This window comes from Synergistaceae bacterium, assembly GCA_031267575.1.
GTDB lineage: Bacteria > Synergistota > Synergistia > Synergistales > Aminobacteriaceae > JAIRYN01.
In genome coordinates, this window is sequence record JAIRYN010000058.1 from 32,883 (window position 1) to 53,442 (window position 20,560).

The 20,560-nt window shown below is 53.0% G+C and carries 23 protein-coding genes and 1 riboswitch; of the genes, 9 read left to right on the plus strand and 14 right to left on the minus strand.

Annotation, left to right across the window (positions count from 1 at the left end):
• Position 1: 1 nt before the first annotated feature.
• The 7 genes from LBJ36_09955 to miaB all read right to left on the minus strand — a co-directional run bounded on the left by LBJ36_09955 (position 2) and on the right by miaB (position 6,330).
• On the minus strand, positions 2 to 820 hold the full coding sequence (locus LBJ36_09955; protein MDR1379356.1) for a YidC/Oxa1 family membrane protein insertase: 819 nt from the start codon (positions 818 to 820) through the stop codon (positions 2 to 4).
• 13 nt (positions 821 to 833) lie between these two features.
• Positions 834 to 1,097, minus strand: coding sequence for a membrane protein insertion efficiency factor YidD (gene yidD / locus LBJ36_09960; GenBank protein MDR1379357.1), 264 nt, complete (start codon positions 1,095 to 1,097; stop codon positions 834 to 836).
• 88 nt (positions 1,098 to 1,185) lie between these two features.
• Positions 1,186 to 1,551: a ribonuclease P protein component gene (locus tag LBJ36_09965; GenBank protein ID MDR1379358.1), complete on the minus strand. Its 366-nt coding sequence runs from the start codon at positions 1,549 to 1,551 to the stop codon at positions 1,186 to 1,188.
• Entirely contained in the window at positions 1,533 to 1,673 is a 141-nt protein-coding gene (rpmH, locus tag LBJ36_09970; protein ID MDR1379359.1) for a 50S ribosomal protein L34, read from the minus strand. The genes LBJ36_09965 and rpmH overlap by 19 nt, the downstream gene beginning before the upstream one ends.
• Before the next feature lie 980 nt (positions 1,674 to 2,653).
• Positions 2,654 to 4,105: a ComEC/Rec2 family competence protein gene (locus LBJ36_09975; protein MDR1379360.1), complete on the minus strand. Its 1,452-nt coding sequence runs from the start codon at positions 4,103 to 4,105 to the stop codon at positions 2,654 to 2,656.
• A gap of 33 nt (positions 4,106 to 4,138) precedes the next feature.
• Positions 4,139 to 4,921, minus strand: a complete 783-nt coding sequence (locus LBJ36_09980; GenBank protein MDR1379361.1) for a helix-hairpin-helix domain-containing protein — start codon at positions 4,919 to 4,921, stop codon at positions 4,139 to 4,141.
• 98 nt (positions 4,922 to 5,019) lie between these two features.
• Positions 5,020 to 6,330: a tRNA (N6-isopentenyl adenosine(37)-C2)-methylthiotransferase MiaB gene (gene miaB, locus LBJ36_09985; GenBank protein ID MDR1379362.1), complete on the minus strand. Its 1,311-nt coding sequence runs from the start codon at positions 6,328 to 6,330 to the stop codon at positions 5,020 to 5,022.
• A gap of 599 nt (positions 6,331 to 6,929) precedes the next feature.
• On the opposite strand from miaB, the gene LBJ36_09990 reads away from it, so the two are divergent.
• From LBJ36_09990 to rnc, 9 genes are all read left to right on the plus strand, one after another.
• Entirely contained in the window at positions 6,930 to 7,154 is a 225-nt protein-coding gene (locus LBJ36_09990; GenBank protein MDR1379363.1) for a hypothetical protein, read from the plus strand.
• A 197-nt stretch (positions 7,155 to 7,351) separates the two neighbouring features.
• Positions 7,352 to 7,930: a transcription factor FapR gene (gene fapR, locus LBJ36_09995; GenBank protein ID MDR1379364.1), complete on the plus strand. Its 579-nt coding sequence runs from the start codon at positions 7,352 to 7,354 to the stop codon at positions 7,928 to 7,930.
• Positions 7,931 to 8,080: 150 nt separating this feature from the next.
• On the plus strand, positions 8,081 to 9,079 hold the full coding sequence (plsX, locus tag LBJ36_10000; protein ID MDR1379365.1) for a phosphate acyltransferase PlsX: 999 nt from the start codon (positions 8,081 to 8,083) through the stop codon (positions 9,077 to 9,079).
• A 70-nt stretch (positions 9,080 to 9,149) separates the two neighbouring features.
• The gene (fabK, locus tag LBJ36_10005; protein ID MDR1379366.1) at positions 9,150 to 10,091 is read left to right on the plus strand and encodes an enoyl-[acyl-carrier-protein] reductase FabK; all 942 of its coding nucleotides are present in this window, start codon (positions 9,150 to 9,152) and stop codon (positions 10,089 to 10,091) included.
• Between the two features lie 68 nt (positions 10,092 to 10,159).
• On the plus strand, positions 10,160 to 11,152 hold the full coding sequence (gene fabD, locus LBJ36_10010) for an ACP S-malonyltransferase (protein MDR1379367.1): 993 nt from the start codon (positions 10,160 to 10,162) through the stop codon (positions 11,150 to 11,152).
• A 26-nt stretch (positions 11,153 to 11,178) separates the two neighbouring features.
• Positions 11,179 to 11,961, plus strand: a complete 783-nt coding sequence (fabG, locus tag LBJ36_10015; GenBank protein ID MDR1379368.1) for a 3-oxoacyl-[acyl-carrier-protein] reductase — start codon at positions 11,179 to 11,181, stop codon at positions 11,959 to 11,961.
• Between the two features lie 29 nt (positions 11,962 to 11,990).
• Positions 11,991 to 12,242 carry an acyl carrier protein gene (gene acpP, locus LBJ36_10020; protein MDR1379369.1) on the plus strand — a complete coding sequence of 84 codons (252 nt, stop codon included), beginning with the start codon at positions 11,991 to 11,993 and terminating at the stop codon, positions 12,240 to 12,242.
• Positions 12,243 to 12,339: 97 nt separating this feature from the next.
• Positions 12,340 to 13,578, plus strand: coding sequence for a beta-ketoacyl-ACP synthase II (gene fabF / locus LBJ36_10025; GenBank protein MDR1379370.1), 1,239 nt, complete (start codon positions 12,340 to 12,342; stop codon positions 13,576 to 13,578).
• Positions 13,579 to 13,614: 36 nt separating this feature from the next.
• A complete protein-coding gene (gene rnc / locus LBJ36_10030; GenBank protein ID MDR1379371.1) occupies positions 13,615 to 14,307 on the plus strand; it encodes a ribonuclease III in 693 nt (230 codons plus the stop codon).
• 4 nt (positions 14,308 to 14,311) lie between these two features.
• Here rnc and LBJ36_10035 read toward each other — a convergent pair whose 3' ends face one another.
• The 7 genes from LBJ36_10035 to LBJ36_10065 form a co-directional block, all read right to left on the minus strand.
• A complete protein-coding gene (locus LBJ36_10035; GenBank protein ID MDR1379372.1) occupies positions 14,312 to 15,454 on the minus strand; it encodes an isocitrate/isopropylmalate dehydrogenase family protein in 1,143 nt (380 codons plus the stop codon).
• 20 nt (positions 15,455 to 15,474) lie between these two features.
• On the minus strand, positions 15,475 to 15,990 hold the full coding sequence (locus tag LBJ36_10040) for a 3-isopropylmalate dehydratase small subunit (protein MDR1379373.1): 516 nt from the start codon (positions 15,988 to 15,990) through the stop codon (positions 15,475 to 15,477).
• Between the two features lie 431 nt (positions 15,991 to 16,421).
• Entirely contained in the window at positions 16,422 to 16,583 is a 162-nt protein-coding gene (locus LBJ36_10045; protein MDR1379374.1) for a helix-turn-helix domain-containing protein, read from the minus strand.
• Positions 16,543 to 17,007, minus strand: coding sequence for a MerR family transcriptional regulator (locus LBJ36_10050; protein MDR1379375.1), 465 nt, complete (start codon positions 17,005 to 17,007; stop codon positions 16,543 to 16,545). Before LBJ36_10050 ends, LBJ36_10045 begins: the two co-directional genes overlap by 41 nt.
• Before the next feature lie 81 nt (positions 17,008 to 17,088).
• On the minus strand, positions 17,089 to 18,345 hold the full coding sequence (locus tag LBJ36_10055) for a 3-isopropylmalate dehydratase large subunit (protein MDR1379376.1): 1,257 nt from the start codon (positions 18,343 to 18,345) through the stop codon (positions 17,089 to 17,091).
• A 282-nt stretch (positions 18,346 to 18,627) separates the two neighbouring features.
• Positions 18,628 to 19,833 carry a methionine adenosyltransferase gene (gene metK / locus LBJ36_10060; GenBank protein MDR1379377.1) on the minus strand — a complete coding sequence of 402 codons (1,206 nt, stop codon included), beginning with the start codon at positions 19,831 to 19,833 and terminating at the stop codon, positions 18,628 to 18,630.
• 95 nt (positions 19,834 to 19,928) lie between these two features.
• A riboswitch (SAM riboswitch) is annotated at positions 19,929 to 20,030 on the minus strand.
• A gap of 223 nt (positions 20,031 to 20,253) precedes the next feature.
• A complete protein-coding gene (locus LBJ36_10065; protein MDR1379378.1) occupies positions 20,254 to 20,517 on the minus strand; it encodes a hypothetical protein in 264 nt (87 codons plus the stop codon).
• Positions 20,518 to 20,560: the final 43 nt, after the last annotated feature.

The following is a 20,560-nucleotide window of genomic DNA, read 5'->3' on the forward strand; positions in this document are numbered from 1 at the left end:
TTCAATCGGCCTTATGAGGTTTTTCCTTCAACAAAATCGGCTTATCTTGCATCTCCAGTTTGGTTTTGCGCACGATACGAAGCTGGTGCGCCACGCCCAAAAGAGAGGAAACGCCCCAGTAAAGCAGTACTCCCCCTTGAATATTCAGGCATACCCAAAGCAAGAAAAAAGGCATAAACCAACTCATCATCGCCATCTGAGGGTTACCAGAGGAGGTGAGATGTTGTTGATACCACGTCAAAAAGCCGATCACCAAAAGCAAAACGGTATTGGGCAGCCATATTCCCAGGTTGGAAAACAAAAGGCCAGGATTGGTCATCGCGGAAAAAACGACGATCACAGGACCCAACTGGTCTTTAGGAAGAGCCTGTCCCAATTCATTCACGAGATTGATGGCGGATGCTATCGTGGACAGAAAAGTTTCTTCGAGGCGAATGGACAAAAACGTAGCGTTGATAAACTCCTCTTGAGTCGAGGCCTCCCGCAGGACGTTATAAAGAAGGATGAAAATCGGTATCTGTATCAGGAGGGGCAGACACCCGGCGGTGGGGTTGATTTTATTTTCCTTGTAAAGAGCCATAACTTCTTTGTTCAGTGTTTCTTTGTCGTCTTGATATTTATCTTGGAGCACCTTCAATCGTGGTTGCAGTTTCTGCATCTTCTGCATACTGGACATTTGCTTCTGCGTCAAAGGATGCGTCGCGAGCCGCACCAACAACGTCAGAGCAATAATGGCCAACCCCCACGAATGGGTCAGACCGTAAAACATTTCCAAAAGCCACATCAAAAAATTGCCGGCTTGCTGCCATAGATATCCCACCAAAGTCACCATCCTAGTTTTTTTTGCGTCTCTCATGTTTGTTACGTTTTTTACAAGGCGGGGGATCGTAACCTCCTTCGTGCCAAGGGCCGCATCTGGCGATCCGTTTAATAGCCAGGCACGAGCCCTTGTAAAAACCCCACTCCGCCAAAGCGAGAATCGCGTATTGGGAACAACTTGGGTAAAATCGGCATCGTGGTCCCAATAGAGGGGAAATCCACTTTTGATACCCTCGTATCAAGCGGATCGCCCCCCACGCAACGACATTCGCTCCCATCACGAAACTCACTTCCCTATTATATTCAATATCAACAACTTAAGCAAAAAACTCCGCGAGAGATTTTTCCTTTAACCCCATTTGTTATTCACCGCCAACAGGGCCCCGGCCAATCGGAGGTCAGAAGTCCTTTTTTGAGGAGAACGGCGGCCATATCGCGATAGACCTCGCTCGCCTTAGCACAAAGGGCATTGTCTTTCAGGGAAACGACGACGATCACGTTCGGGCACACCCACGGACGAAGCCGCCGAAAGGCTTCCCTCAGGACTCGTTTGCTGCGGTTGCGAACATGGGCTTTACCCTGGCGTTTGCCGGCCACATAGCCGGAGCGCGGGTCTGTTCCCATTCCTCTCAAAAACAACAACCGCACCAGTTCTCCTTGTGCTCGAAGACCGGTGCGGAAAATGAGATCAAACTCCCACCCTTTTTTTATCGTTAAACCATCGTTAGGCACTTGCGACCCTTGCGCCTTCTGTTACGCAACACCGCGCGTCCCGTAGGCGAAGAAGAACGCGCGAGAAAACCAATTTTCCTTTTGCGCGGTTTTCGATGAGGCTGATAAGTTCCCTTTTTCATAAACGTATACACTGATCCTTTCAATATACTAATACCTACTTATAACTAGTAGATATATTTCGCATAATATTCCTTTGATGATTATGAAGTCAAAGGCAAAGCTGAATCTCGCAAAGCTCGTAGAAATATTCCAATATATTCCACAAATTGCTATTATAGTCCCGAACTACAACAACATTTCCATCAGAATAGAGACACATAATCTCTACAGGCAAACGTTCAGATACCCGGGACAATAGTCACTACACGGCCTTGGTTTTCGGCTTTAACATCAACAGCTATTGGAACGCGTATGAACCATCTACCAGACCCAGAATCAATTGTAATTCTGCCTTGATGGCCTACCTCCTTATTGTCGAAACACACAATTGTCGAAACACGCAACCCTGTTACCTGCGCCGCTTGAGACATCGTATATTATTTTACCATAACATATTATGACACTTTATGATAGTTTATCAGATATAATTATAAATTATAAATATAAATATATTATAGTTTATCCAGATATTATATGTAACCCTCCTAATACTGAGATTACTCATCACTGAAAACATTGAGCGAAACAAAAACTCCTTAAAAACCGTCGACGAAACCTCGATTCGGAATCTTCACACATCAATATTCTGCTATTATCATATCGGTTCAAAACGTTCTTATAAGACAAGCATTAATAGTATAACACATTTTTTACGATAAAGCGATTCAGATTTGAGCACGGCGGGTATCAAGAATTGGACGGAGCGGAAGCGGCGTGTCAAATTGGCGTGTCAAATCGGAAACACTCCGGCAGATGCCGCTGGATTATCAAACATATGTCTTTAACATACGTCTTTAATGAAGACATTGAGGAACATGGTAGTACGAATGAGGGAGGAAAATACGATAATGGACTTATATTTCTTTCTGGCTCGGTATTAAAAATTCCACGATACATTTCTTTTTTCTTTACCAAAATTTTATACTACCAAAATTTTATACTACACGCCGAACAAGGCAAAGGACGCCAGTGCCCCCAAGGGAACCAGAACCGCCACGTTGCGCCACGGGACGAAAAGAGCGCGGCAGAGCAATAGGATAAAAATACCGGCACAGCAGTAGGAGGCAAAAAAACCCCATTCCGCTTGCCAGGGAATCAGGCGCGCCGCACCGTCGGCAATGATTCCCCACAAGGCGAAGGCGCCCTCCAGAATGCCGGCTCCGAAAGCCGCCCCTGGGATTCCAAATAGGCACATCAGGGCGATAATCGACGCGACGGTCAAGGCAAAGCTGAAAAAGGCTGGCGCCGCTAAGTTGATCAACACACCAACCCAAGGTGAGGCTCCGAAGGTCCAAGAGACCTGGGGAAAAGTGACGATCCAGATCAACGGGCTGACGCCAAGCCAGAGCAACCCGTCATCCGAGCTGAGGCGTTCCGCAGCGGCGGCGATGGTCACGGCGGCCAAAACCGACAAGCGCCACCCGATGTCCCAGAACCAGAAAGGAGAACGCAACAACAGCAACACAGCAGCCAAGGAGACGGAGTTGATGGCGCTACCCGGCCGTCCCGCCAGTTCTCCCAGGAGGGCCACTTGGATCATCAGCCCCGCCCGAGCCGCACTAGCCGAGGCTCCAGTCAGAAGGATATAAAGCCACAGCAGAAGACTCAACCCCAAAAACCGCCTTTTCCCCCTCTTGAAAAAGTATGACGCGGCCGCCACCAAAATACCCACGTGAAAACCGGACACAGCCAAGAGGTGACTCGTCCCCCAAACCCTGTGAGCGGCGTTTAGGCCTTCGTCTCGCTTGCCCGTCCAAGAAGCGTTGAGGTAGGCGGCCGTCAAGTGAGGCAGGCGCAGAGCAAGGGCCCGATAGAGACCGTAGCGCCATCGTTGAAGCAGAGCCTCCGCCGAGAAGCGGAGGCCGAAACCGGGAATAGCTCCAGAAAGAGATTCGACTTTGGCGGAGGTCAGTTGCGCCATCATTCCCCGGGCACGCCAAAAACGGTCTTCCCGGAAGTCACTGCCACTGGAGGTGGATCGGAAGAGCTTGGGTGTTCCCTCCACTCGAACCCGATCTCCTTCCACCACGGTTGCGAAAGGAAGTTTCAGAACAAATCCCCCCTGATGCGTTTTTACCGTCACGGCCTGAAGCCGGCCCCAGGGACGGCTCTCCACCACGATACCGGTTGTGACGACGAAGCGAGGAAGAACGGGCGAACGAGTCAGGCAAAAGGCAATCCAGGAAGAGCACAGAAGCTCGATGATGAGCATGAGCACCGCCGCGCGCCACTGGCCCTTCAGCTCGACGCGATAGGAGCAGACCGTTACCCCCACCGCTGTCAGTAACGAGATCAAGGGCATCGCCCAAGGGATTACTCGGCCCTCCAAGGCCAACATCACCGTGAGGCCGGCCAAAATCGCCAGAAAAGGGGATCGAGCCAGAAGTATCATGCTTGATTGAAAATTACGCTCACAAGCCAATAATCATGGGCCAACGGTTACGTTGCCGCGCAGCCCTTCCAGTTTTTTCGCGCCAATACCCTTGACCTGTAAAAGATCGTCCACCGCTCGGAAGAGACCGTTTTCTTGACGATGTTTTATGATGTTTTTTGCCAGAGTGGGGCCGATGCCTTTCAATGAAGTCAGCTCTTCCTCCGAGGCCCGGTTGACGTTCACGAGGCTGGAAGTTTTGGGTTTATTCCGCTCATGCCGCGACGCGGAGTAAGTTTGCCGCGCCTGAGTTTGGGGCGTTTTCGGCGGATTGGGCATCGAGGGGACCTGAGTCGCGTTCGCCCCTGTCGTCGGAGTTTCTCTAGCGGGAATGTGAACGTGCAGTCCATCCTCCAACGAAGAGGCCATATTCACGACCACGGGATCGGCGAGGCTGTCCAAACCTCCTGCTGCCTCCACTAACTGAAAGAGCCGCGCGCCAGCGGAGAGGCGATAAACCCCCGGCTTGCGCACTTTGCCTGTGATATACACCACCCACTCTGAAACCGGAGTTGAATCCGGAGTTGAAGCTGAATCCGAAGTCTCCTGGATCGCCAATACGTTGACTCCAGTGGTCGTTTTTGTGTCGCGCGAACGCTGGCGCGTTTCGGAAACAGCCGTCACCCTTTCGGTTCGGGGAGTTTGCGGAACCGCGTTTTCGATTTTTTCCTCACGAATCGTCAGTGACCGCGCCAAGAGGCCAGCCGCCAAAAAACAGGTCATGCCTGTCGCGAACAAGAGCCTACCACGGTGCTTTTCCCAAAGCTCCTCCCACATGTTCCTCTCTCCTCTCTCTCTTCTTTAATTTTCTCTTCTTTTTTTCTCTTCTTCATTACTTTTCTTTCTTCTTCTCTCTTTTCTTCTCTCTCTTATCCTTATCGAACGACGACACCCCTGAGGCACCAAGACTCCGCCGAAACGACCTCGGCCGTGACGAAGCGACCCAGAAGGTCCTTCGCGCCATCCAACAAAACCACTTTGTCCATAGGTGTGCGCCCCTGGAGCAGCGTCTCGCCCTTGGGAGCGGCTCCGTCCACCAGAACGGAATATCTTCGCCCCACCAGCTTTTTATTGATTTCGAGGGTGATGGCGTTTTGCAGCGCGTTGACGCGGTTGAGACGCTCCATTCGCACCTCTTGGGGTAAGGCGCCAGGCATGGTGGCGGCCGGCGTTCCCGTTCTTTCGGAGTAGGCAGCTGTGTGGACGAAGTCGAAGCGTATTTCTGAAAGAGCACTCATGGAATCCTCGAAATCCTCCTCTGTCTCCCCCGGGAAACCCACAATCAGGTCACTGGTGAGCCCTACCTCGGGAAGAAGGGAGCGTACCATCCGCACTTTATCCACGTACTCAGCTCGTGTGTACTTGCGGTTCATGAGCTTGAGGACTCGATCACTGCCGGCTTGGATTGGAAGGTTCAGCGAAGGAGCAACGTTCGGCTCGTCGAGCATCACTTGTAGAATCGCCTCGGTGAAATCTTGGGGTAGGGAGGTCACAAAGCGCAGCCTCTCCGCACCCGTGTGGGCCACCTCGCGCAGCAGCTCGGCAAAGCCGTAACCGCTTTGAAAATCTTTACCATAGCTGTTGACATTTTGCCCCAAAAGAGTGATTTCTTTCGCGCCGTTGGACATAAGGGCGTGAACTTCGCGCAGAACTTCCACCGGGGGACGGGAGAGGAAGCGTCCGCGGACGTGGGGGACGATACAATAAGTACAAAAATTATCGCATCCGTGGGCGATGGTGACGTAGCCGCGATATTTATTTTCTCGCGTTTCCGAGAATTCGTCCAAATCGTGGAACTCCCGCGGGTCCTCGTCCAAGAGAGTCACCCGCTCTCCCGTCATAACGCGTTCGAGGCCTTCGGGCAGCATCCCGATGTGCCGAGGTCCCGAAACCAAGCGGACCCACGGATAACGGGAGAAGACCCTGTCTCCCAGGTTCTGGGCGATGCACCCCGTCAGAGCCACATAAGGCCGCCTATTTCGTTCCCAGAGAGGGGCGTAGCGTCCCAGTTCGCTCCATACCTTTTGTTCCGCTTTGCCGCGAACGCTGCAACCCGTGAAAATTACCAGGTCGGCCCCGCCCTCGTCCGACTCCGCCCAACCCCGGCGCGTCAAAGCCGTGCGCACTCTGTCGCTGTCGTAGACGTTCATTTGACAACCATAAATCTTCATGTGAAAACGATACACGGATTTTTCCTTCCCCCTCGACACATCAAAAACTGTCGAGCCCCTAAACCAGCGAGACTCGGCGCTCTAAGTCTACGATTAAATTCTTTTCGACGCAAGCCTGGGAGCCTGGGGTTGTATTATAGTGAATTAAAGCAAAAGGCATAAAGTTAGAGCCATTCTTTCATGAGCTTGAATGTTTACGATAAAGATTGAGAAGCTGAAAGAGGCAAAAGGACGCGTGAACTTTTACGATAAAGCGATGAGAAAGCCAACGGCTTCAGCCGTTGTTAGATGAGATTGGATGAGAATCGCAAGGCCGCCAATGGTGGCGTTTGTTTTGTATTTGGTTTCTTGCCATATGTCTACTTTCATGTGTCTACTTTCATGTTAAACTTCTTTTATGGCTTATCAACGCGAAATGCGGGGCGGAACACGACCGGGATATCAATCGGGATATCAATGCGGCTATAAATATTCTCAGAGTGGGGGCATCCACTCTTAAAGGAGAAGACGTATCTTAAAGGAGAAGACGTAAGACCGGTTTCAGTCGGCTGTCTTTGTCGATCTTAGACTCCCACAACTTTAGTCGTGGGAGTATGTCAAGGACAGGTGGTCTCTTGGGCAGGGAGTTGGAGGGCGTCCCGGGCTGTGGGGTATGCTTTTTTTCGCTCGCCGGCGGAGCGCCGTCTGTCTTGTTGTTGTGTGGTTTATCGCGACGGGGGCTGACGGCGTACGCGGTGTTTGGAGTGGGAGTACAGAGGCGGCTTCTCGGTGAGGAGGGTGTCGGATTCACCGTCGATGGGCGTGTGGACATGAAAAAATACGCCTGGGATGGTCGCTGAAACAGTACTTGGGACGAAGGGGTTTATGGGGCGAGTATCAAACTTCCATTTATTTTTGCATTCTGCCCTTGTTGTTTTTGCATTCTGCCCTTGACGTATATGATTTTCGCTTTTATACTGCATATCCAGGTTAGCGGAACAGATATTAGCACCAGGTGTCAATAATTTTACCAGCGATGCTTTTGTCACGATACTCGATGGGGGCGTTTGGGATTAAATCCGAAAAAAAAATTCGTCAGCAGCGCCTGGCGAAATTGCTTGACGATAATCCAATGGCGACAGACCAAGAACTCGCGTTCCTTCTGGGGGTGAGCGTGAGCACAATGCGTTTGGACCGCGCTCTTATGGGTGTGCCCGAACTTCGCGAGCGGATCAAGCGTATGGCGCAGGAGGCGAGCAGCAAGCTGCGCTCCTTGAGTCAAAGCGAAATCGTTGGCGATCTGTTGGAACTCGAACCCAACCACTGGGCGCTTTCGGTATTGCGCACTACCCAAGAGATGGCTTTTCGCACGACGGACATTTTATGGGATCACTACATTTATGCTCAGGCCAGTTCCATCGCGGTGGCCGTAATCGAAGCCACGGCGGTGATCATCGACTCGATGCGGGGAGAGTACAAAGGACACGCTAAGGTGGGTGACGTGTTGATCGCCAGGGCCAAAGTGGGCGTCAGCAAGGACAATCGTTACATCGTCAGCGTGCGAACCCGGGTGAGGGAAAAGGAAATATTCGTCGGCCGCTTTATCACCGAGATCTTGACCGCGAAGATCCCATGAACTCTGAATTTGCCCAATACCTCAGTATTCAGAAATAAAGAAATAAAGAAATAAAGAAATAACAGCGGATGGCCTTTGAAAGGTTTTGTTCATAATGGGGATAAACGCGATTATTGAAGGAATTATTGATGGAATGGACCTGTGGATGCGATGAAGACATTAACGATAGCTCTCGACGCGATGGGCGGCGACAATGCGCCCTATGAAATTTGTAAAGGCGCGGCTTTGGCCTGCAAGGAATTTCCAGATTTGGAGATGATCCTGACGGGGGACGAGGAAAAAATCAAACCTTGTTTGAAGGTCGTTTCCAGAGATGTATTGAATAGAATACGGATCGTGCACACGACCGAAATTGTCGCGATGGACGAACAGCCTACCACCGCGATTCGGAAAAAGCGAGACTCCAGCATGAGGATCGCCATGGAGATGGTGCGGGCGGGGGAGGCTCAAGGATGTCTTTCCGCCGGAAATACGGGGGCAATCGTGGCGGGGGGCGTCTTGGTGGTGGGGAGACTGCCGACCATCGAGCGACCCGCTTTGGGGGTACCTCTGCCAACCATCAGTCGGTGGACGTTTTTGCTGGATGTAGGTGCTTCCGTGCGCTCCAAGCCCATGAACCTGTATCAGTACGCTCAAATGGGCAACGTGTACTCCAAGAAAATTCTAGGAGTCGCCGAGCCTGAGATCGCTCTTTTGTCCAACGGAACCGAGGAGATCAAGGGCGACGACACCGTGGCGGAAGCCAGGGAAATGCTGTGCGGGAGTCCTTTGAACTTCAAGGGTTACGTGGAAGGAGATGATATTCCCTGGGGCCGGGCGGACGTCGTGGTTTGTGACGGCTTCATGGGCAACGTGATCTTGAAGTTCGGGGAAGGTCTGATGCAGGGCGCCAAGTCTATCATCGGCGAGGAAATGGGACATCGTTTCATGCCGAAGATAGGGTTGCTTTTCATGATCCCCATGGTCAAAGCGCTCTGGGCTCGTTTCAACTACGAGAAATATGGAGGCACACCTCTTCTGGGAGTCAAAGGAACGGTCATCAAGGCCCATGGACGTTCAAAAGCACCCGCCATTTTAGGCGCGTTGACCGCTGCTCGAAACTTCATCGTCAAGGACGGCGTAGGGCAAATTCGCGAGGAACTCGAGTGAGGCGTGGGATAAGATGGAAAACGATTATGGAAACGCTTATGAAAAAGATGACGGAAAAGATGATGGAAAAATGAGGCAAAACAACCGGGTTTGTAAGCTGCTGGGAACGCAATATCCTCTGTTGCAGGGAGGCATGGCTTGGGTCGCCAACGCCGAACTGGCCGCGGCCGTCAGTAACGGCGGCGGGGTGGGGATCATCGCGGCGGCCACGATGCCGGCGGAGATACTGGAGCGGGAGATTTTGAAAGCGCGACAGCTGACGGATCGCCCCTTTGGGATCAATATCATGTTGATGTCCCCTACGACACCCGACGCCCTGGCAATGGCCGAGAAACACAAGGTTCCCATTGTCACCACGGGAGCGGGCAGCCCCGGCAAGATTTTGGATCGCCTTAAGCCGCTGGGAACGGTGGTCATTCCCGTGATTGCCTCGGTGGCTCAAGCCAGACGCGTCGAGAAACAAGGCGCGGACGCTGTGGTGGCCGAGGGGATGGAAGCCGGAGGACACATCGGGGAGCTGACCACGATGACCCTCGTTCCCCAGGTCGTCTCCGCTCTGAACATTCCGGTCATTGCTGCGGGCGGCATCGCGGACGGGCGCGGAGTGGCGGCGGCTTTCGCTCTGGGTGCCGAAGGCGTTCAGTTGGGGACGCGCTTCATTTGTTGCAAAGAGTGCACCGTCCACGAGAATTTCAAGAAAGCCATACTGAACGCCAGGGACCGTAGCACCGCCGTCACGGGGCAAAGTACCGGACACCCCGTGCGCTGTCTTCGCAACAAGCTGACGGCGGAGTTTGAAAAAATTGAAAACTCTCGTGCCTCCCCTGAGGATATCGAACGCCTGGGCACGGGAAAGCTGCGCAGCGCCGTGGTCGATGGGGATGTGGAATGGGGTTCCCTTATGGCCGGGCAGTCGGCCGGGATGGTGCGTGAGATTCTTCCCGCGGCGGAGATCATCGAAAAACTTTTTTCTGAGGCAAAAGATATAGCCAATCAACTTAAAAATAGGTAATGACTAGACAGTGTAATGAAGAGGCAATGAATGAATGAAGAGGCAATGAATGAATGAAAAGGCAATGAATGAATGAAAAGGTAATGAATGAAGAGGTGGCACAATTGAGTTATGCGCTTTGTTTTCCCGGTCAAGGGGCGCAGGAGGTCGGAATGGGCAAGGCCTTGTACGAATCTTTCCCCTCAGCCAAAGAGATTTTCGATGAAGCCGACGACGCCCTGTCTTTTCATCTCGCGCGCGTGATCTTCGAGGGACCGGAGGAGGAATTGCGGCGCACGGCCGTCACGCAACCCGCTATCATGACCGTGAGCGTGGCTTCCACACGGGTGCTGGAGCGGGAGATGGGCGTGAAACTCGCTCCGTTCTGCGGGGCGGGACATAGCCTTGGTGAGTACACCGCGCTGGTAGCCGCGAAGGTGTTGTCTTTTCGCGACGCGGTGGAACTGGTGCACAGACGGGGCCAGTGGATGCAAGAAGCTGCTCCCGAAGGAATGGGGGCAATGGCGGCCATCTTGGGCCTGAAGGCCGAAGAGGTGGTGGAGGTTTGTTCCTCCGTCGCGCCCCATATGGAGTGCCAGACGGCGAACTTCAACGCGCCGGGACAGATCGTCATCTCCGGCCAGGCCGAGTTCGTGGAAAAAGCTATCGCCGCGGCGAAGGCGAAGGGCGCGAAAAGAGCGGTGCCGCTCAACGTCAGCGCTCCGTTCCACAGCCGCCTGATGATCCCGGCTGCCGAAAAACTCAGGGTTCAGTTTGGGCAATATCCATGGAAAGATCCAGAATGGCCCATCGTATGCAATGTGGATGCCTCGCCCCTTTCCTCGGCGGACGCGATCCGAAAGGCGCTGTTCGAACAGAGCTATAGTCCCGTGCGTTGGGCGGATTCTATTGTAAGAATGGCCGATGATGGAGTAGATGTCTTTTTGGAGCTGGGACCGGGCGACGTCCTCTCCGGTCTTATCAAACGTTGCCGCAAGGGACTCACCGTCATGGCGGCCGGAACCCCGGAGAAACTCGAACAAATGGCGAAGACCCTGGCGGAAGGAATATGGCGGATATGACGGATATGACGGATATGACGGATATGATGGAAAATGAGGCAAAGGTAGCAAAGGTGGAAAAAAATGCCGAGAAACGCCGGGTGGCTTTGATCACGGGGGCGGGACGCGGAATAGGACGCGCGATTGCCCTGGAATTGGGCAAAAAAGGTCTCGATATTGCCGTCAACTACAAGAGCAGCGCCAGCGCTGCGGAGGAGCTTTGTGGAGAAATCGCTTCATTTGGCGTAACGGCCGAGGCTTTCAAGGCGGATGTCTCGAAGGCCGGTGATGTAGGGTTGTTGTTTAAAGCCGTGGAAGAGTCGATGGGCGCGGTACAAGTTCTGGTCAACAACGCGGGGATTACCCGCGACAACTTATTGATGCGAATGAAAGAAGAAGAGTGGCAAGACGTGATTGCCGCCAATCTAAATTCCGTTTTTTACTGCACGAAAGAGGTCATTCGAGGAATGATGCGGGCCCGGTGGGGACGTATTGTTTGCGTCGCGTCTGTGGTGGGGTTGGTGGGTAACGCAGGGCAGGCCAATTATAGCGCGACCAAAGCAGGACTTATCGGATTCGCTAAGTCGGTGGCCCGGGAATACGCGGGAAAGGGTATTACCGTCAACGTGGTAGCTCCCGGTTTTATCGAGACGGATATGACTGGCGTGTTAAATGAAAAAGCCCGCGTCGCTGCCTTACAGCAGATCCCGGTGGGACGCTGGGGACGACCAGAAGATGTTGCGAAGGCCGTGGCGTTTTTTGCCTCGGAGGAGAGCGAATATATCACGGGGCAAATATTGGCTATTGACGGCGGCATGACAATGTGTTAAGGATATAATGGGAAGGGGGTGAATTTGAAATGAAGAAAGAAGAAGTCCTTTCCAGGCTCAAGGAAATTATCGTGGTCCGCCTCGATGTGGAGGAAGATCAAATCGTTCCAGAGGCGTCGTTCGTCGAGGACCTTGGCGCGGATTCGTTGGATATCGTGGAGCTGATTATGGGAATCGAGGAAGAGTTCGACATCGAGATTCCCGACGAGGACGCGGAGAAGCTAACCTCCGTCGGCGAGGCGATGAATTACACGTTGGGGAAAATCGGAGTCGACGACTAACGTCGTGGGGTGGTTGCGGGGGAGGGCGCTTTGAATGCCTTCCCCCGAGCTTCCGAAGTGTAAAATCTCAAGAGATATTCCGAGGAGTGACGCGGGAATGAGAAGAGTAGTCGTTACGGGCCTGGGACCTTTAAGTCCCATAGCCATTGGTAAGGATGCGTATTGGCAGGCTCTCAGAGAGGGCAAAAATGGAATCGGCCCCATTACGATGTTCGACCTCGGTGATTGCCCTGTAACGTTTGGGGCAGAAATAAAGAATTTCGACCCAACTTCCTGGATGGACGGCAAGGAAGCCAGGCGGTCGGATCGAGTCATCCAATTCGCGGTGGCTGCCGCGGAGATGGCGGTAAAGGACTCCGCCCTGGATACCGCGTCGCTGAACCCCTACAAATTCGGAGTGTATATTGGTAGTGGTCAGGGTGGCATCGAGACGTCTTTTAACAATTTCCAGACGATGAAGGAAAAAGGATCCAGAAGGATCAGTCCTTTTTTTATTCCCATGATGATCAGCAATATGTCCACGGCCTACGTGGCCATCCGCCATCAGGCCAAGGGTCCGAACCTATGCGTGGTCACGGCTTGTGCCACGTCTCTCCACAGCATGGGGGAGGCGTATCACGCCATTGTGCGGGAGGATGCCGACGTGATTCTGGCAGGAGGAACCGAGGCCGCGCTTCGGGCGATCAGCATCGCAGGGTTCGCCTCCATGAAGGCGCTTTCCACGCGTTTGGATTCCCCCGAAACGGCCAGTCGCCCCTTCGAGAAGGACCGCGACGGTTTCGTCATGGGAGAGGGAGCGGGAGTATTGGTTCTTGAAGATTTGGAGCACGCTCGGGCGCGGGGAGCGCATATTTACGCGGAGTTTGTGGGCTATGGAACATCTTGCGACGCGGGTCACATTACGGCTCCCGACGAAAATGCGGAGGGCGCTATTTACGCCACCCGCAGAGCTATGGAAATGGCGGGCTGGCAGCCGGAAGACGTGGATCACATCAACGCGCATGGCACTTCCACGCCGCTCAACGACAAAACCGAGGCTTTGATGATCCATAAGGTTTTCGGGAATCACGCTAAAAAAGTGGTGGTCAACTCGACGAAATCTATGATCGGGCATTGCCTGGGAGCGGCCGGCGCTCTGGAGACCATTGCGGTGATCCAAGCCATTGAGGAAGGTTATGTGCATCCTACGTTGAACTACTTCACACCGGACCCGGAGTGTGATCTCAACATCGCCACGGGCAGCGGAGTGAAAAAGCCCATCAACAGGGTGTTGGTGAACAGTTTTGGCTTTGGCGGGCACAATGGGGTTCTGGCCTTTCAGAAATATCTAGGATAACGGACGGGCCGAAAGAAAGCCCTTCAACATAATCTTATGGACGATTTTTCCAATTTGCATGTTTTCCAGGAAAAGCTGGGATATTTTTTTCGCGACAGAGGGTTGCTGGCAACAGCCCTCTGTCATGCGTCTTATGCTCATGAAAATGGGTTGGCGGAGAGCAACGAGCGTTTGGAGTTCCTGGGAGATTCCGTCTTGGGGATGGTGGTAGCCCGCGTTCTCTACGAGTCCTGTCCTGATGCCACCGAGGGCGAGCTGACTCGTGATAGGGTGGAGTTTGTCTGCCGGGACGCCCTTGTCCGGTGGGCGGAGAGCCTGGACGTCGAAAGCGTGCTGCTAAAGGGGAAATCCCTAAAGCCCGCGCCGCCTTCCGTCTTCGCCGACGCGATGGAGGCCGTCTTGGGAGCGGTCTACCTGGATGGTGGCCACGACGCCGCGACCCGGACGATCCGTCGCTATCTGTTCGGGTTGGGGACTTCGCAAATGAATTCAATCAAAGGCCTAAAGAACGGCGGGGCATGGGACGCCAAGTCGAAACTCCAGGTCCGTCTTCAGTCCGAGGAGATGGGATTGCCCCGCTACGAGGTGTTGTCCGTGACGGGACCCTCGCACGCTCCTTCGTTTCACGTTCGGGTCTTTGCTGCGGGGAAAACCTGGAGCGGCAGGGGCGCGAGCCGTAAAGCCGCCGAACTCGCCGCCGCCGCCGCCGCTCTCGAAGAAATTGGATAGGAAATTACGCGATTTTTCCCGCTACGCTATCTCCCACAGCTTGACAAAGAGCGCTGCCCCCCAGTTCGATAGGTTTCGCGGAGGCGTCTGATTCCTCCAAATAAGAGCTTACCGCCGCGTCGATGGCCTTTGCTCCCGCGTTTTCCCCAATGTGGTCGAGCATCATCACGGCACATAAAATCGCCGCCAAGGGGTTGGCTTTGCCCGTTCCCATGATGTCTGGCGCGGAACCGTGTACGGGCTCGAACATCGAAAGCTTTTCCCCGATATTGCCTCCAGCGCCGAGGCCTAATCCTCCCGTCAATCCCGACAAGAGGTCGCTGACGATGTCGCCGAAAAGATTCGGACACAAAATGACGCCGTGTCCCCAAGGTTTTCTCGCCAGTTGATAGCACAGCGCGTCCACGTTTCGTATCGTCAGAGCGATTTCGGGATACTCTGCCGCGACGCGCCTCGTCTCCTCGTCCAGGAACCCGTACAGGAAGGGGACGGCGTTGGCTTTACTGGCAAGCACGACCTCTTTTTCGCCCCGTTGTTTCGCCAGATCGAAAGCATAGCGCGTCACCCGTTCCACACCGGGGCGTGTGAGAACCCCGATTTGCAGCGCCGCCGGGCAATCGGGGTCGAAGGCGGCATCCAGCCGCCCGGAAAGTTTATAGGGTCCACGTTCTGCTTCGAAGGGGATTTTCATACCGCCGCCTCCTTCGCCTCCTTGGGTGACGGCGCCCACCCCCATATAAAAATCCTCCGTGTTTTCGCGCACCACGATGGAATCGATATGAGTTCCTTCTGGAAGGGGGACGGGACAGGGAACGTTTTTGTAGCTTCGCGCCGGACGCAAGTTGATGTACTGGTCGAAGTGGAAGCGGAGTTTCAACAATATCCCGCGCTCTAAAATCCCCGGTTTCACAGAGGGATCACCCACCGCGCCCAGCATCATCGCGTCGCAAAGCCCCATTTCCGTCAGCGCGGATTCGGGGAGAATCTCATTTGTCCGGTTGTAATGACCCGCGCCGAAGGGATAGCTCACCCACTGCACCTTGAAATCATGTCGCGCGCCCGCCGCCTCCACAACCTTGATAGCCTCGGCCGTAACTTCCGGTCCGATCCCATCTCCGGGCAGGAGCGCGATTTTATAGTTTTTCATACTCTCGTCTCCGTTTCAGTCTAGCTTTTCGTTTCTATCTGCTCTATCTGCCGACGCGCCCACGAGACCAACCCTCCTGAGTCAATCAGGTCTCGCAGAAACACGGGGAAGGGGTTGGCCGTCCAAGTGTTGCCGTTGGTTTTATCGGTAACTGTGCCTTTTTCCAAGTCGACCTCGACCACGTCGTCCTTTTGAATGCCATTCACGGCCTCGGGACATTCGAGGATCGGAAGACCCACATTGATCGCGTTGCGGAAGAAAATTCGCGCGTAAGATATCGCTACAATACAAGACACTCCCGCCCCCGCGATGGCGATGGGAGCGTGCTCGCGACTCGAACCGCAGCCGAAGTTATTCCCCGCTACGATGATGTCGCCCCGCTGTACGTTTTTCGCGAAGGTTTCGTCGATGTCTTCCATGCAGTGGGGCGCCAGTTCCTCCGGCAAGCTGGTGGAAAGGTAGCGCGCCGGAATGATGACGTCCGTGTCCACGTTATCGCCGTATTTCCAAACCTTGCCCGTCAAGATTGTCTTCACTGGATATTCGCTGCTACTGAAAACCTACACAAATGTGTAATAGCCCAGATTTTTCCTTCTTCATCCTTTCCTCTTTCGCCAAAGCTACTCAAGTTTGTACGGAAGTCCAAAGGCTTAAATTCCCGGTAGCCCACTGTACATAGCGTTACACTATTCTATAGTGTTTACAATACTTAAAATCCTCGATTGTGATTAGGCTGGCTTGGTCCTCACCAGCGCACAGACTATTTTGTTGATATTGTCTTTTCTTACACAATCAAGTCTGTAGTAGGCTTTCTGGACTTTGATACGCTGTTTGTCTAGGTTTGCAAATTTTACAGTAGCAGGTTTCACCTTCTTTCTATAAATTAATTTTTAGAAAAAATTTAGGTTGCTCTCATTTAAGCCTGCGTTTTAATTTCCTACAAGTATATATCCATACTCTTTCAGCTTTACTCAGCTTTGTGGTTTTGCTGGTTCGTGGTTATGAATAGGTTATACACGAAACGACAAACACCGATAGTCCGGTGTATCTTCTCAATTTTCTCAACATGCTCAATCTTCTCAACATGCTCAGACACTGGATCTATTTCTGTTTTGTAAGCTAGAATCATGTTCCAGTGCCTCCTTCAAAGATTTTTTGTAGTCTCGTAACCCACATAACCTTGAGCTAAAACGATGAACTATCGTCATTAAATCCTGGATCATTTCTTGCTCTGGACTCAATTCCTTTTCGCAAATAAACTCGACATCTCGTAGCCCCAATTCACCGCAATATTGTTCAATAACTGTTTGCTGTTTTCTTAAGTCAGGCTTCTGAGCTTGGCTGGAAACCCGACAATACGCAACGACTCTGACACGAGAATTTTCCGACTTCAAACGCAGAAAATCTTTTAATCGGTTCTCGGTATAAATCCTCCGCTTTGTTTTACTTCGTGAAGCGGGTTTTAATTTATCCTCCCTGTCCCACTTCTGTAGAGTTTTTACTTTAACGCCAAGAAATTCTGCCGCTTGCCTCGAATCATATGCCTTATCTATAACATTATATTACACTTTATATACTAATTAGTAAAGATAGAAACAATCTCTTTTTTATCGAGAATGAGATCAGACTTTTATTCAGACTTCTCTGGGATCCGCGACACGACCGAGGATGGCGCTGGCCGCCGCCACCAGAGGCCCAGCCAGGATGACTTCGCTTTTCGGGCTGCCCATGCGGCCGACGAAGTTGCGGTTACTGGTGGAAACGCAGCGTTCCCCCGCGGCCAAAATGCCCATGTAGCCGCCCAGGCAGGGTCCGCAGGTGGGGGTGCAAACCACCGCTCCGGACTCGGTCAGGTCTCGAATGTATCCCCTGTCCAAAGAGGCGTTGTAGACCTCGTAGGACGCGGGGATAACGATCAAGCGCACCCGGTCGTGAACTTTGCGTCCTTTCAGAATGCGTGCCGCCTGTTCGATATCGGAAATTCGTCCGTTGGTGCAGGATCCGATGAAGACCTGGTCGATTTCCATCTCTTTGCATTCTTTGGCCGCCTTCACATTCTCCGGCAAGTGGGGGAGGGCCACCACGGGCTCTAACTTGTCCAAGTCGATGGAGATCGTCTTCGCGTAAACAGCGTCTTTGTCGGGGAAAATGGGGGTATACGCGCGTTTTGCCCGCGCGCTCACGTAGGTCAGAGCCGTTTCGTCGGGCACGAAGAGCCCCGTCTTTCCGCCTGCCTCAATCGCCATGTTCGCCATCGTCATGCGCCCGTCCAGAGGTAAATGGGACAGCGCGTTCCCGTGAAATTCGAGCGCCATGTAACGCGCCCCTTCGACTCCCAGTTTGCCGATGACGGACAGGATCAGGTCCTTGCCGCCAAGCCAAGGGGAGAGGTTTCCCACGAAATCGACGCGACAGGTCTCCGGGACTCGCAGCCACGTGCTCCCCAACGCCCAAGCCGCCGCCAGATCCGTGGAACCGACCCCCGTGGCCAGTGCCCCCAACGCGCCCCCCGTGCAGGTGTGGCTATCGGCTCCCAAGATGATCTCGCCGGGCAGAATGTATCCCTGTTCGGGCAAAAAAGCGTGCTCCACTCCCACCCGACCCACTTCCCAGAAGAGTAGATTCTGCTTGCGGGCAAATTCCCTGCTGATCTTCGACTGCTCCGCCGACGCGATGTCCTTGTTCGGCGTGAAGTGGTCCAGCAAGACCGCGCAGCGTTCCGCGTCGAAAACCTTTTCGGCCCCCATGTTGCCCAATTCTCGGATCGCGGGCGGCGCTGTAATATCGTTAGCGAAGGCAAAGTCCACCTTCACCCCGCAAATGTTACCCGCCGCCACAGGGTCTTTGCTGTGCGCGGCAATGATGGCCTCCGCCATAGTAAAAGCGCTCATGCACAAATACCTCCCTCATTTTGAGTATGAACTGAGTATGAAAAAAGGGATCCGAACTCGCCGGATCCCTCTCATTTCGGTTTCGCTTTTCGGCTCTGCTAAACGCCAGAAAACGCCGACCCAAAGAAAAGGGAATCCGCGCGCACACAAAATCCAAGGAGGAGAAGACCGAAACGCGATTTCTCGAAATTCAACTTGTTCCGCGTCAACACATTTATTCCCCCTTTTCTCGTTTTTCCAGCGTAAAAAGTTCTTTGATTCTAGAGCGAAGCGGTAAAGCTGTCAAGCACCCGCGGCTTTTTTCAGCGTCTCAGCGCGGTCCGTCTTTTCCCAGCCGGGTAGGGGAGTGATGTCGATGCGTCCCATGTGTCCATAAGCGGCCAAAGCGCGATACTGAGGTTTTCTCAGGTCCAGGTCGCGAATACTGGCGGCGGGGCGGAAATCGAAGTGTTTGCGTAGAAGCTCCGCGATCTTATCGTCAGAGATTTTTCCCGTTCCGAAAGTGTTTACGTTCAGAGAGACCGGTTCCGCCACGCCGATAGCATAGGCCACCTGGACCTGGCACTGGTCGGCGATCCCCGCGGCCACGATGTTCTTAGTGGCGTAACGCGCCATATAGGCTCCGCTGCGGTCTACCTTAGTGGGATCTTTGCCGGAGAACGCCCCGCCGCCGTGAGGCACCCAGCCGCCATAAGTGTCTACAATAATCTTGCGTCCCGTCAAGCCGGTATCGGCCATGGGGCCGCCTTTCACGAAGCGTCCTGTAGGATTTACCAGAATGCGCGTGTTGCCGTCAATCAAGTGCGTCGGAACGATGGGCGTAATGACGTGCTCAATGATGTCAGCGCGAATTTCTTTGAGGGTGGCCTCGGGGTGATGCTGGGACGAGATCACGATGGTATCGGCGCGCACCACCTTGCCTCCCTCGTATTGCAAGGAGACTTGGGTTTTGCCGTCCGGGCGCAGGTAAGAAATCAGCCCGTCCCGCCGTACCTTGGTCAACTGCCGAGCGAGATTGTGGGCCAGAGCGATGGGCATGGGCATGTATTCTTCCGTCTCGTTGCAGGCATAGCCGAACATCATGCCTTGGTCTCCCGCTCCGATTTTTGCGATGTCCTCCTCGGTGATCGTTTTATCCCTCACTTCGAGAGCGTTGTTCACGCCCAGAGCAATGTCGCCCGACTGTTCATCAATGGCGGTGAGCACCGCGCAGGTTTCTCCGTCAAAACCGTATTTCGCGCGGGTATAGCCGATTTCCTTCACAATCTCGCGGGCCAGTTTTGGAATGTCTACGTAGGTTTTTGTCGTAATTTCCCCCGCTACCATCACCATACCCGTGGTGCAAAGCGTCTCACAGGCCACTCGTCCGTTGGGGTCGTCTTTCAAGATCGCGTCTAAGATGCCGTCGGATATCTGATCCGCCACCTTGTCAGGGTGTCCCTCCGTAACGGACTCCGAGGAGAAAATGAATTTTTCTGCCGTTGCCATACTATCAACTCCTATCAAATGTCGAAAATCGAAAACCCATAAAAAAACGCCCTTCCGTCAAGGAAGAGCGCCCACTTACTGACTTTATTCTCTTCCTCTCATCATCCAGCCCACATAGGCTGCTGGTATTGGCACCTGATACACTTCCAGGTTGCCGGGCTTCATCGGGCCAGTCCCTCCACCTCTCTCGATAAGAGTATTAAATTGTCTGTCACAAATATCTATTACAAAAACTTCGCATATAAAAATCTTTAGGAACAACATGCTTTACACACTAAAAATAAATTATATCGTTTCTTAGGGCAAAGTCAAGAAATTTTTGAGGTCAAATATAAAAATGTCGATTACAAAATTGACATACTCCCACGATTAAAGTCATGAGATTGTAAGATCGACAAAGACAGCCGACTGAAACCGGTCTTACGTCTTCTCCTTTAAGAGTGGATGCCCCCACTTAAGAGTGGATGCCCCCACTCTGAGAATATTTACAGCCACTTCCAGGACCTCGTACTTCAGCTCCCGATCAAAGGCGGATAGCAATTCCGCCGCTCGCTCCGTCAAATCTGTTGCCGTTTCCAGGCCCCAAACCGCCCTGTTCTCGGATTCGCTGACCTTCATTAATAATATCCAAATATCCAAGGGCAAAGGCGCCTCGGCCTTGTCGGCCTTATTGGGCGTGTTCACAAGAGTTTAAGGGGTGACCTACTATACAAAAATAGGTCAAAAT